Raw genomic sequence first — 12,160 nt, 5'->3', positions numbered from 1 at the left:
GAAAATCAAATAATCACTATAAAGATCAAGCATATCCATTTAATTCCCTCCCTAAAATTAAGGGCGGAATTCTAATGCTTTTTAGTCAAACTACAAGTTTATGTGCGTAACATGAGTAAATTAATTGCAAATAACTTTGCTTACCCGCAATTAATGCTAGTACAAGAAGAGTTTTTTTTGATAATATAGGCGCATTTTTAGTCTAAACTATAAAAAGTTTTAACTTGAAATAAAAAAGGTTTAGTAGTTTAACGATTCATCATTATAGGAATACTAATGACACACAAAAAATTAAAGGTAGGGTTAGTTCAAGAACAATGGCACGAAAGTCCAAAAGTCCACCAAGATTGTTTAGCCTCAGGCATTTTTGCTGCTGCCCAACAAGGTGCCCAACTGGTTTGCCTCCAAGAATTAACCCTAAGCCCTTATTTTTGTACTCGCTCCGACGTAGATGGCAAGCCTTTTATGGAAGATATCCCTACTGGCCCAACCGCACAATTTGTGGGCGCTATGGCGAAAAAGAACAAAGTATTTATTACTGCCTCTTTGTTTGAAAAAGCCGGTTATAATACTGCCGTGGCCTTTAGTCCTGATGGTGAATTAATTGCCGTAACCCGTAAACAACATATACCCAGCGGTGAAAAATACCATGAAGACTTCTATTTCAAGCCCGGTGACTCTGATTACCCTGTGCACAAAATAGCAGGACACCATTTAGGTCTCCCCACTTGTTACGATCAATGGTTTCCTGAATTGTCCCGTATTTATGGCTTAAAAGGGGCTGAAATTTTAGTGTACCCAACCGCCATTGGTGGCGAGCCTACTGCCCCAGGTTTTGATAGCCAGCCTATGTGGCAAAAAGTAATGGTTGCCCAAGGGATTATGAGCAATACCTTCATTATCGCAGTTAATCGCATTGGCTGTGAGGATAATTTAACCTTTTATGGCAGCAGCTTTATTAGCACTCCCACAGGAGAGATACTCGCGCAAGCCCCAAGGGATAAAGCAGCCGTCTTAGTAGCCGAATTAGATTTTGCCCAACGCGAATTATGGGGACGGCTGTTTCCTTTTGCGCAACAAAGAGAGCCTGCGACTTATAAAGAACTAGTGCGCCCACGTTAATCCTTTTGGAATGTTAAAGAAATGAATAATGTACGAGAAATTGACCCAAACTTATATAATATCGAGCACTGGGGTGAAGGGTACTTTAGTATTAATAACAAGGGTAACATCGAAATAAGCAAAACTCCTGGCGCCAAAGGGGTTGAACTGCTAACCATTGTTGATGCCGCGCGACGAGCAGGATTGAGCCTGCCGCTATTGATTCGCTGTACCAATATCCTGCATGATCGCGTACGCCGTATTTATACAGCCTTTAGTGAGTCCATCGCCGAAAACGATTATGCGGGTAGCTACCAATTAGTTTATCCCATTAAAGTCAACCAAGAACAAAGTGTCGTGCGTGAATTATTAAAAGCCCCCGCACATCACATTGGCCTTGAAGCTGGTTCAAAACCAGAACTAATGGCCGTGATTGGCATGTTAGGCGATAAGCCCAGTACGATTGTATGTAATGGCTACAAAGATTACAGCTATATCAGGATGGCACTGATTGCCCAACAAATGGGACATCAAGTGTTTATCGTCATTGAAAAAAAATCTGAGCTCGATATTATCTTGGCAGAATCAGCACGGCTAAACGTAAAACCAACCCTGGGTGTACGTATTCGCTTAGTGAGTAAAAGTGCCGGGAAATGGGAAAATACGGGCGGCGCTAAATCTAAGTTTGGTTTAAATGCCAAACAAGTACTCGAGCTGGTCAATGAGTTAAAAGCCCATAATTTATTAGATTGCTTACAGTTGATGCATTGCCATTTAGGCTCGCAAATTGCCAATATCCATGATATCCGCCATTGCATGCAAGAAGTGGCGCGCTATTACGTTGAATTGCGCCAACTTAAGGCCCCAATTAGCACTATTGATGTGGGTGGTGGTTTAAGCGTTGATTATGAGGGAACCCACTCCAATAAAGGCTGCTCAATGAATTACAGCCTTAATGAGTATGCAACCCATATTCTTTTAGCACTCAAACATTTATGCCAAGAAGCAGAAATTCCAGAACCTAACATTATCTCCGAGTCAGGTAGAGCCTTAACGGCGCATCATGCTGTGTTAATTTCCAATATTACCGACATTGAGATTGTGGAAAAAGCCCCAGCACTACCGCGTATTGATGAAGAAGATTCCCATGTTATCAGAGATATTTATGATACCTATCTGGCCATTACTGACAGTTCGCCTAACGAAATTTATAACTACGCCGAACATTCATTAAGCGAAGCCCATTCTTTATTTAAACATGGGGTTATTAGCCTGCAGGAGAAAGCAAAAGTTGAGGCCTTTTACACCAATATTTGTATGGAATTAAAAGATCGCCTTGATGCAGAAAATCCGAGTGAAGAAGAACTCTTAGCCAAAATCAATGAAAATATGGCAGCTAAGATTTTCTGTAATGTATCCTTCTTCCAATCCATACCTGATGCTTGGGCTATAGGCCAAATTTTTCCGGTAGCGCCTATAACGCAACTTACCGAAGAATTAACCATGCACAGTATCTTACAAGATTTAACCTGCGATTCGGATGGTACCTTAAAGCATTATTTAGGAAGCTCTTGCGTTACCTCAACATTGATGCTGCCTCATTATAATCGTGAAAATCCCTACGCCATTGGGTTTTTCTTAGTCGGTGCTTATCAAGAGATTTTAGGTAATTTACATAATTTATTTGGCGACACCAATTCATTAGACGTGAAGCTTTCTGAAGACGGTCAGTTTGAATTGGATGATTTAGTCAGCGGTGACACCGTTACTAATGTCTTAAATTTAGCTCATTTTGACACTAAAAAATTAGTGCAGTCTTATGAGAAGCAACTGATTAATTCGGAATTACCCAGAGAAACGATGCTTTCTTATCTTAATGAATTAAGAAGTATTTTCCCGCAATTAACCTATTTGGATGGAAAAGAGCAATGAGTATAAAAACTCCAAAACAAGCAGGCTATTTTATGCCAGCCGAATGGCATCCCCATGAACGTTGTTGGATGGCTTGGCCTTGCCACCACGACAGTTGGTCTAATATTGGTTTTCCCAGAGCAAGACAAGCTTATGCTCGGGTCGCTAATGCTATAGCGCAATTTGAGCCTGTGACTATTATCGTAAAAGCGGAAGACCGAGAAGAAGCCCAACAACTTTGTGGCAAAAACATTAGCTTTCTCACCCTGCCGCTTGATGATTCATGGACCAGAGATACTGGCTGTACCTTTGTATTAAATAAAGACGGCCACCTTGCGGGCATTGATTGGATCCATAATGCCTGGGGCGGTAACTATGACAATTGCGCCTTAGATCAAAAAATCGCAGCCAAGATTATAGAAGAAACTAAGGCGCAGTATTTTCATGCCCCGCTAGTAATGGAGGGAGGCTCCTTTCATGTGGATGGCGAAGGCACGGTACTAACTACGCGCGAGTGTCTTCTTAATGCAAATCGCAATCCCAAGCTTACTCAAGCGGAGATTGAAACTTACTTACGTGATTATTTAAATTGTGAGCAGGTTATTTGGTTAAATAGAGGCTTAATAGGTGATGAAACCGATGGTCATGTGGATGAAGTAGCGACTTTTGTCGCGCCTGGTAAAGTGCTTTGTTTAATCACTGAAGATAAAAATGATCCTAATTTTGAGCTTCTGCAAGAAAACTTAGCCATTCTGCGGGCAGCTCGTGATGCAAAAGGGCGTTCCTTAGAAGTATTTACTATCGAGCAGCCTCCTGCGACTGAGCTTAATGGCGAGCGGCTCACCTTATCTTATATCAATTTTTATCTAGCTAATGGCGGCATTGTTATGCCCGCGTTTGGTTATGAGGAATATGATAAAAAGGCTTATCAACTGTTTACCAAGTTATTTCCAGGATATGAGTTAGCCCAAATTGACGCCCTTGATGTCTTTGCTGGCGGTGGCGGTATTCATTGCATCACCCAACAGCAACCAAAGTCTAAATAAATTAAACGGGTTTGTGGGGTTTAACTAGCCCAACAAATTTACTCATAAGGCTGGGACATTCATTAATGGTTTACTTTCCCTTAACTACATTAAGAGACAGGCAGAATGTTCTTCTTTTATCGGTGTAGGTAACAAACGCCGGTATTCTTTGGCTAAATAATCCGGCGTCAGTAATTGTGTTTTAATTTCTTCTGCAAACTCCTTTTTAAGCAAATACATAGACTGCAAGAGCTCAAAAACTGCAGCAACCGAAGCTCCAGCACCTTCGCCTTGCAGTAATTCTACCGTTAAACACTTATCCCTAGGGTTAATCTGGCGAGAACCAAAAAGGGCTTTCAAAGCGTCTAAGGCCTCCATGGTTTTTTTAGCTTGATGATGAATCTGTATTTCCTCCCCATCATAAAAAATGCGCAGCATGGGAATAGCTCCCTCGGCATTAAAATCAAACTGTAAAGAGCTTAAAGAGAGTTGTCGTTTTTGGGGAGAACAAGGCATTAAAATAAAAGCCAGGCAGTGCTCACTGGTGTTATTTCTAAAAGTAGAATACATTTTCACATAATCAATAGCGTCGCAGGGCTTAAATAATCCAGGCATATACTCCATCCTCCTTCTTGTCCATAAACCGCATAGTAATAGAAGTTAAAGATCTAACAAAAGAACGAGGTTTGTGCAATTATAATGAACAATTTAGCAAACAAATCCTAGTATTTTACATCCTATACACAGACTTATCCACAGGTTGGTTTTCTAAAATTGTAATCTTTAAAACAAAAAAGCATATAACCACATGATTTAAAATGCTATTTTTTCAATTAGCAATAAAAGGCATTGATAATATTCTAGGAACTTAGAAAAGATATCCACAAGAAGGCCGGTCTTATTAAAAAAGTGGAATTAAACATTAATCCCCAGGCTTAGCAATACCTAAAAGATCTAAACCACGTGCGATATCATCTGCGACTAAAGGTCTTGATAATAGATATTCACCCGTATGATCACTCAGCTCATCTTCAGCCAAATGGTAAGCATCAACCCACTCTTCTTCGCTATAATCACCGCGTCCTAAATACATTAGAGCGACCAAGGTGGCCTGCTGGTCTTCTCTTAAATCATTAATAAAAGAGACAACTTCTTGATAAATAGCATCATCGCCATCATCAGCAAGCACCTGTAAGGAGTCCATTTCATCATTCATTTCTGGAAAACTAACATCTTCTTTCACTTGATACTGCCTTGCTTTATCTAAAAGGTTAAAAATAGTTTCTCTATCTAGGTCTAGGTTTACCATAGAATCCCTCCCATCCGAACGTCTTTCCCTTTTATTAACTATAGTTTAGATTTAGCAATCGCTCAATATTTGAACAAACAAGAGTCTTTCCTATACTTAATTTATAGATAAGAAAAAATTAAGGAGAACGATCATGACTAAATACAGTAAAGGAGCTCAAAAAGAAGTAAAAAAAGAAATGCATGAATATAAAAAAGGCGAGGCTCATAGTGGCAAAAGTGATAAAAAAGTAAAAAGCCGGAAACAGGCCATTGCCATAGGCTTATCGAAAGCGCGTCAAAAAGGCGAAAAAGTCCCCAAAAAGAAATAAACGATTCCTGGCTGTATGCAGCCAGGCCAATAAACAGTGATCCCGCCCTTTTTGAATGTAGAAGCCTTCATTTATGAACTTAACTTAAATTAAATAAGACAGTCGTTGATAAATTATTCGACTGGAAATTGGCTGCTCCGCGGCGATGAATAAATTGATTCAAATAGCCTATTTCTGTAGTTATAGTAGAATTAATTTTATAAGCCATTCCCAAGAAAAATCGATTTTGATCAAAGCCTTGATTTCTCTGCCCAATAAAATTATTGTGGTGCCAGAAAACCTCATCGCTACCCACTATTGAAAACTGCGGTTTATAAATAAAAGGTGAAACCATTTTAACCATTTCCCGCAAACGCCAAGCGGTTTTAGGATTTCCTTCTAAAAAGCGCTGCTCTAGGCGGGTACGGCTGGTTAAGTTAAGCTGGGGATATTTTTTTACCCATAAGACTTGTTGCCATAGCCTTCGCTCAGAAAAGGGTGCTCGAGTTAACGGAATACCGGTATAGATCCAGGCACTTCCCATCCAGAGGCTAGTTGTTTCATTGATTGCATAGCCCACCCCAGGCCTTAACATTCTCTGGGTTGAGCGACTACTATCATCCCCAAGGCGTTGCTGGCCTTCTAACCAATATTTAACCGGTGATTTTGTCTTCCCCTGATAAAAACTGCCGATGGCCGTAAGATTCCACCACGTTTGTACATCATTGATTTCGGCACCTTGAGTCAGCGGCGAAAATAATAATAGCCCTAAAAAACCGGCCTTAACCGAATTAAGAGTAAAACTCATTTTAAATTGAATGTTTAAGTAAAAAATAAATAATAGGGTGAAACTGTTCCAATAGTCCAGCGAACTAATTATGGGTTTACTAAAAACCTGCTTACTCGTATAGTAAGTGCTTATTTCACAAAAGGATTTTAATGATGCAAGTGAAAGCTGCCGTAGCCCATGCCCCAGGACAGCCCTTAAGGATTGAACGCGTAGAATTGGCCCCACCCCAAGAGACAGAAGTATTGGTCGAAATAAAAGCCAGCGGTGTTTGTCATACGGATGCCTATACCTTATCGGGACAGGACCCTGAAGGCTTATTTCCTGCCATATTAGGTCATGAAGGCGCAGGAGTGGTGGTTGAAGTTGGGAAAAAAGTACAGAGCTTAAAGCCCGGTGATCACGTTATCCCCTTATATACCCCTGAATGCCGACAATGCGATTATTGTCTTTCCCGTAAAACCAACTTATGCCAGGCCATTCGCGCCACCCAAGGTAGAGGATTAATGCCCGATGGGACTTCCCGTTTCAGCCTTAATAACTCCCCTATCCACCACTATATGGGCACATCGACCTTTGCCCAATACAGTGTTTTACCAGAAATTGCTTTAGCTAAAATTCGTCCTGATGCCCCCTTTGAAAAAGTATGCTATATCGGGTGTGGAGTGACAACAGGCATAGGCGCAGTTTTATTTACGGCTAAAGTTGAAGCTGGTAGCCGAGTAGTCGTTTTTGGCCTAGGTGGTATTGGCCTTAACGTTATTCAAGGAGCTAAAATGGTGGGCGCAACCCAAATTGTTGGGGTGGATATTAATCCCAATCGGCAGGAGTTAGCAAAAAAAATGGGAATGACCCACTTTGTTAATCCTTTAACAATCAAAGAGGATCTTGTCGGGCATTTAGTCGAACTGACCCATGGTGGTGCTGATTATAGTTTTGAATGCGTGGGAAATGTACAATTAATGCGGCAAGCATTGGAGTGTTGTCATAAAGGCTGGGGGGTGTCAACCATTATTGGCGTAGCACCTGCGGGACATGAAATTAATACCCGTCCCTTTCAATTAGTTACCGGACGGGTTTGGCAAGGTTCTGCTTTTGGCGGTGCTCGCGGCCGAACGGATGTACCTAAAATTGTTGATTGGTATATGGATGGACGCATTAACATTGACGATTTAATTACCCATGTGCTACCTATTGAACAAATAAATGAAGCCTTTGATTTAATGCACCAGGGTGAATCAATACGCACCGTTGTGACATTCTAACTTATAGGAAAAGGTGAAACTATGAGGTCTTACCAATTAATTGAATCACACCGCTGTTGTGAAGGAATACAAAATGTATACAGCCATTGGTCTGAGTCAACCAAAACGGAAATGCGTTTTGCTCTTTTTATGCCTCCTCTGGATAAAAACGCCAAAGCCTCCGTGTTATATTGGTTATCCGGTTTAACCTGCTCCGAACAAAATTTTATCACTAAGGCTGGAGCCCAAAAACTTGCGGCAAAACTTGGAATGGCGCTGGTAGTGCCGGATACCAGCCCGCGTGGGATTAAGGGTTTAGATGAACAAGAGTACCTAGGTGAAGGTGCTAGTTTTTATCTAGATGCGAGCGAAGAACCCTGGCGTGAGCATTATCAGATGTATACTTATTTAAGTCAGGAGCTTCCTCAATTTATCGCCCATCATTTTCCCATTGATACAGGACGTTGTGGCATCTCAGGTCATTCAATGGGTGGGCATGGGGCTTTAATTATCGGTCTTAGAAATCCCCACCTATTTCGCAGTATTTCGGCTTTCGCACCGATTAGCTCACTGAGCCAAGCCCCTTGGGGAATCAATGCACTAAGCCATTATTTAGGCAATAATACACAAAAATGGGTGGATTATGATGCCTGCTCTTTACTAAAAAACACGGCATGGCCGCATGGAGAAATTTTGGTTGAGCAAGGCAGCAAAGACCCTTTTTTAAATGACCAGCTTAAACCCCATTTATTGCAAGAGGCCGCACGGGATGGTAAAAATTTGCTCAACTTACGTTTGCAGCCTGGTTATGATCATAGTTATTATTTTGTAAGCACCTTTATTGCCGAGCATTTAGAGTTTCATAACCAACAGTGGCTTTAAAACAGAACTACCAAAAGCACTGGGCAGAGTCCTGTTCCACTGCTCTAACAGAGTTGTTAATAGAATGTTCACTCCCAACTGAGAAGCATAAAGGCTAGGCGCGCCCTTAAGCGCCGAAAGTAGGGTGAGCTCGGGGCAGAAACTTCTTGCAAGGCTAATAACCCTACTCCAGCCCTATATTCCTGCACGATGTAGGCTGCCATTTTATCCAGACGCTCATTTTCCACCCTCTGGGGTAGCCTAATCATCTATCTAGGGCCTAAGGATCTTCCCATTAGTACTTCACCCACAATAGGCGCAAGCGGAGAAACTGGATTTAACATATTTAAGCTTGCAAAGCACCAAATTTAGTGTGTCGCACCATAAGGGTATGATCACTAATCGGCATTGTTATTGGCCTGCCGGTGCTAGGCAAAATAAAACTTATGCAAGGGATCCTCCTCATTAAAGTAATTAATTATTATTGCGCTGCTGATGGTGATTTTAGGTGTACTGGAATGCTGCTTCGTCGCGGTGCTCCCTTCTTGGTAGCTATCAAAATAAAACCTATGTACACTTTATAGGGTCTTTATTCTATTGTTCATCGTTACTTGCTTGCTAACCATCAATTTCAGGCCGGATCACTGTTATTTTTACCTAAGCTAATCCCTTGCTATCACTTGAACACGATCGTTTTTTGGTTAGGTATGGGAATAGAGGATGCCTCTAAACACTTGCTCACCCTTTTTCCTGTAGATTTTTTGAGTTTAATAGGTAGCCGCTTTGAGAAATTTCTTACACCTTATTGCTCAATTAAGCAGGTGACTCTTTTTTATCATCGGTTATACTTAACTGTAAATAAAAGGACTTATCTGACAGGATGTCAGCAAAGGACCAGTACAGAGGATGTACTTCGCTGTAGGGATGCAGCACTTTTCATCAACTTTCCAAGTGGCTTAGATAAGCCGTCATTAACCTATTGAAGCTCTATACCCTTATATCTCTCTTTTATTTTTTCATTGCTCTGGTTAAGAACTCACTTATCTCTTAGATTTTTTACGCTTTAAAGCACTAGTTGTAGGTTGTACCTGGGGCTCAACTATTGTTGGCAAGTACAACCTAGCATAGGTTTTCTGAAGCAAGACCTTTAAATATCGATATTTTCTGCATCTAAAGCATTAAGCTCAATAAAATCTCTCCGTGGCTCCACTTGATCACCCATTAAGGTAGTGAAAATCGCATCAGCAGCTACCGCGTCTTCAATAGTGACTTGCAACATGCGACGCACATTAGGATCCATGGTGGTTTCCCATAGTTGTTCGGGGTTCATTTCACCAAGACCTTTATAGCGTTGAATAGTTTGCCCTTTTTTGGCCTCATCCATCAACCAATCCAGTGCTTGCTCAAAACTTTCAACTGTTAACATTTTATCAGCACGTTTGACATAAGCTCCTTCTTCAATTAAAGAAGCTAGTTTGGTTCCGAGGGATACCAATTCTTTATAATCTTTAGAGTAGAAGAATTCAGCATTGATCGGAATATAATGTTCTGCGCCGTGTTGTGTCACAGTGATACGAGGAATATAAACAGTAGAGTCATTAAGTTTATGCGCCTCCACGGTGTATTGTTCAGTTTTTGAATCAAGTTGTTGCAAGCTTAGATCTAATTGTTTACACCACTGCGCTATTTTATCTTGCTGATTAAAATCCTCATTATGCAATATGGGTAAATAGGTAATTCGTTTTAAAATTTCGCTCGGATAACGACGCTTGTAACGTTTAATAATTTTTTCTGAGCGTCTATATTGCTGCACTAGTTCTTCCAAAGCGAGGGCTGTAATGGGAGGAGCTTCTGGCGAAGGATAAAAGGCAGCACCATCTAAAGCCGAATTTGTCAAATAATCAAACAAAGCCTCATCATCTTTAACATATTGCTCACTTTTACCTCTTTTTACCTTATAAAGTGGGGGTTGGGCAATATAAATATATCCGCGTTCAACAAGCTCGCGAGTTTGTCGGTAGAAAAAGGTCAGTAATAAAGTGCGGATATGCGAACCATCCACGTCTGCGTCGGTCATGATAATTATTCGATGATAACGAACTTTATCTGGATCATATTCATCAGGCCCAATACCACAACCTAGGGCAGTAATAAGGGTTGCTACTTCTTGCGAGGACAACATTTTATCGAAACGCGCTTTCTCTACGTTTAAGATTTTACCTTTCAGTGGAAGAATAGCTTGAAACTTACGATCACGCCCTTGCTTGGCTGAGCCACCCGCTGAATCACCCTCTACTAGGTAAAGTTCAGACAAAGCAGGATCTTTCTCTTGGCAATCCGCAAGTTTGCCCGGTAACCCAGCTATGTCTAAAGCACCTTTACGGCGAGTCATTTCGCGGGCTCGACGCGCAGCTTCGCGAGCGCGAGCTGCATCTATAATTTTACCCACAATGGCTTTTGCTGCAGTTGGATTTTCTAGAAGGAAATCGTTAAAACGCTCAGCTACACTCGATTCAACGGCAGATTTTACTTCCGAAGAAACTAATTTATCTTTAGTTTGAGAAGAGAATTTAGGATCAGGCACTTTAACCGATAAGACGGCCGTTAAACCTTCCCGGGCATCATCACCGGTCGGTGATACTTTTGCCTTTTTAGCAAAACCTTCCGCTTCAATATAGTTATTTAAGGTTCGAGTTAAGGCAGCGCGGAAACCTGCCATATGGGTTCCACCATCACGTTGAGGAATATTGTTTGTGAAGCAAAATATGGTTTCTTGGTAAGAGTCATTCCATTGCATGGATAACTCCACGGTTATTCCCTCTTTTTCTGCGCTCATTGAAAACACTTGGGGAATAATAGCGGTTTTGTTTTTATTTAAATGCTCGACAAAAGCCTGAATACCGCCCTCATAATGGAAGGTATCTTGCCTTTGCGTGCGCTCATCGGATAAGTGGATACAAACGCCAGAATTCAGATAGGATAATTCACGTAAGCGCTTTGCCAAAATGTCATAATGGAATTCGATATTACTAAAAGTTTCCGCACTAGGCTTAAACCAGATCTGGGTTCCTGTATTTGTTGCATCGCCAGTTTCTGCAATCGGAGCATCGGGAACACCATGACGGTAATGTTGTTCATGAATTTTCCCATGACGGCGTACGGTTAAATGCAGCTCTTCTGATAAAGCATTAACTACGGAAACCCCCACCCCATGTAAACCACCGGAAACTTTATAAGAATTATCATCAAACTTTCCGCCGGCATGAAGAATAGTTAAGATAACTTCCGCAGCTGAGCGCCCTTCTTCTTTATGAATGTCCACGGGGATGCCGCGACCATCATCTTTAACAGTAATTGATTCATCAGCATGAATCGTGACAAAAATTTCCTTACAGTAACCCGCCAAAGCCTCATCGATGGAGTTATCTACTACTTCAAACACCATATGATGTAAGCCTGTGCCATCATCAGTATCCCCGATGTACATACCCGGCCTTTTTCGTACTGCATCTAATCCTTTTAAGACTTTAATATTACTTGAATCGTAACTGGCGTCAACGCTCATGAGGTGTCCTCTTTACCCTAATCTAACATAGGTTAGCAAATAGTATATTATACCACATTTTAGCTCTA

General features: G+C 41.2%; 11 protein-coding genes. 6 read left to right on the top strand and 5 right to left on the bottom strand.

Going from position 1 to position 12,160, the window contains the following annotated elements:
- Nucleotides 1-276: 276 nt before the first annotated feature.
- Genes ELY15_RS04595 through ELY15_RS04585 form a run of 3 tightly spaced genes read left to right on the top strand, consistent with a single transcriptional unit; the run spans nt 277 to nt 4,058 of the window.
- Complete coding sequence (locus ELY15_RS04595; RefSeq protein ID WP_127098479.1) at nt 277-1,122, top strand: carbon-nitrogen hydrolase; 846 nt, start codon at nt 277-279, stop codon at nt 1,120-1,122.
- Nucleotides 1,123-1,143: 21 nt separating this feature from the next.
- Nucleotides 1,144-3,033 (top strand): biosynthetic arginine decarboxylase, encoded by a 1,890-nt coding sequence (speA, locus tag ELY15_RS04590; RefSeq protein WP_127098478.1) that lies wholly within the window; start codon nt 1,144-1,146, stop codon nt 3,031-3,033.
- The gene (locus ELY15_RS04585) at nt 3,030-4,058 is read left to right on the top strand and encodes an agmatine/peptidylarginine deiminase (RefSeq protein WP_127098477.1); all 1,029 of its coding nucleotides are present in this window, start codon (nt 3,030-3,032) and stop codon (nt 4,056-4,058) included. Before speA ends, ELY15_RS04585 begins: the two co-directional genes overlap by 4 nt.
- Nucleotides 4,059-4,142: 84 nt before the next feature.
- On the opposite strand, the gene ELY15_RS04580 is transcribed toward ELY15_RS04585, so the two are convergent.
- On the bottom strand, nt 4,143-4,652 hold the full coding sequence (locus ELY15_RS04580; protein WP_127098476.1) for a hypothetical protein: 510 nt from the start codon (nt 4,650-4,652) through the stop codon (nt 4,143-4,145).
- A gap of 307 nt (nt 4,653-4,959) precedes the next feature.
- Nucleotides 4,960-5,346, bottom strand: a complete 387-nt coding sequence (locus tag ELY15_RS04575) for a DUF3775 domain-containing protein (protein ID WP_127098475.1) — start codon at nt 5,344-5,346, stop codon at nt 4,960-4,962.
- Between the two features lie 133 nt (nt 5,347-5,479).
- Here ELY15_RS04575 and ELY15_RS04570 point away from each other — a divergent pair, with 133 nt between their 5' ends.
- Entirely contained in the window at nt 5,480-5,656 is a 177-nt protein-coding gene (locus ELY15_RS04570) for a DUF6496 domain-containing protein (protein ID WP_127098474.1), read from the top strand.
- Between the two features lie 79 nt (nt 5,657-5,735).
- Here ELY15_RS04570 and ELY15_RS04565 read toward each other — a convergent pair whose 3' ends face one another.
- Nucleotides 5,736-6,443, bottom strand: a complete 708-nt coding sequence (locus ELY15_RS04565) for a DUF2490 domain-containing protein (protein ID WP_127098473.1) — start codon at nt 6,441-6,443, stop codon at nt 5,736-5,738.
- Nucleotides 6,444-6,574: 131 nt separating this feature from the next.
- On the opposite strand from ELY15_RS04565, the gene ELY15_RS04560 reads away from it, so the two are divergent.
- Both ELY15_RS04560 and fghA read left to right on the top strand, forming a co-directional pair.
- Nucleotides 6,575-7,687 (top strand): S-(hydroxymethyl)glutathione dehydrogenase/class III alcohol dehydrogenase, encoded by a 1,113-nt coding sequence (locus ELY15_RS04560; RefSeq protein ID WP_199744164.1) that lies wholly within the window; start codon nt 6,575-6,577, stop codon nt 7,685-7,687.
- A gap of 21 nt (nt 7,688-7,708) precedes the next feature.
- Nucleotides 7,709-8,548: an S-formylglutathione hydrolase gene (gene fghA / locus ELY15_RS04555; RefSeq protein ID WP_127098472.1), complete on the top strand. Its 840-nt coding sequence runs from the start codon at nt 7,709-7,711 to the stop codon at nt 8,546-8,548.
- Nucleotides 8,549-8,616: 68 nt separating this feature from the next.
- Here fghA and ELY15_RS04550 read toward each other — a convergent pair whose 3' ends face one another.
- Together ELY15_RS04550 and gyrB are read right to left on the bottom strand one after the other, a co-directional pair.
- Nucleotides 8,617-8,796: a hypothetical protein gene (locus tag ELY15_RS04550; RefSeq protein WP_127098471.1), complete on the bottom strand. Its 180-nt coding sequence runs from the start codon at nt 8,794-8,796 to the stop codon at nt 8,617-8,619.
- A gap of 878 nt (nt 8,797-9,674) precedes the next feature.
- Nucleotides 9,675-12,092, bottom strand: coding sequence for a DNA topoisomerase (ATP-hydrolyzing) subunit B (gene gyrB / locus ELY15_RS04545; RefSeq protein ID WP_127098470.1), 2,418 nt, complete (start codon nt 12,090-12,092; stop codon nt 9,675-9,677).
- Nucleotides 12,093-12,160 lie beyond the last annotated feature (68 nt).

Origin of the sequence: Legionella sp. km772, from assembly GCF_003989735.1 — a bacterium.
Classification (GTDB): domain Bacteria; phylum Pseudomonadota; class Gammaproteobacteria; order Legionellales; family Legionellaceae; genus Legionella.
Note: the sequence above shows the minus strand (reverse complement) of the source record. Positions and strands in the feature narration are given on the sequence as shown.

Bases quoted from the DNA above. Each gene is read 5' to 3' on its own strand.
- ELY15_RS04570 (WP_127098474.1), top strand. From the start codon at position 5,480: ATGACTAAATACAGTAAAGGAGCTCAAAAAGAAGTAAAAAAAGAAATG.
- gyrB (WP_127098470.1), bottom strand. From the start codon at position 12,092: ATGAGCGTTGACGCCAGTTACGATTCAAGTAATATTAAAGTCTTAAAA.
- speA (WP_127098478.1), top strand. From the start codon at position 1,144: ATGAATAATGTACGAGAAATTGACCCAAACTTATATAATATCGAGCAC.
- ELY15_RS04560 (WP_199744164.1), top strand. From the start codon at position 6,575: ATGATGCAAGTGAAAGCTGCCGTAGCCCATGCCCCAGGACAGCCCTTA.
- ELY15_RS04580 (WP_127098476.1), bottom strand. From the start codon at position 4,652: ATGCCTGGATTATTTAAGCCCTGCGACGCTATTGATTATGTGAAAATG.
- ELY15_RS04585 (WP_127098477.1), top strand. From the start codon at position 3,030: ATGAGTATAAAAACTCCAAAACAAGCAGGCTATTTTATGCCAGCCGAA.
- ELY15_RS04550 (WP_127098471.1), bottom strand. From the start codon at position 8,796: ATGATTAGGCTACCCCAGAGGGTGGAAAATGAGCGTCTGGATAAAATG.
- ELY15_RS04565 (WP_127098473.1), bottom strand. From the start codon at position 6,443: ATGAGTTTTACTCTTAATTCGGTTAAGGCCGGTTTTTTAGGGCTATTA.
- ELY15_RS04595 (WP_127098479.1), top strand. From the start codon at position 277: ATGACACACAAAAAATTAAAGGTAGGGTTAGTTCAAGAACAATGGCAC.
- ELY15_RS04575 (WP_127098475.1), bottom strand. From the start codon at position 5,346: ATGGTAAACCTAGACCTAGATAGAGAAACTATTTTTAACCTTTTAGAT.
- fghA (WP_127098472.1), top strand. From the start codon at position 7,709: ATGAGGTCTTACCAATTAATTGAATCACACCGCTGTTGTGAAGGAATA.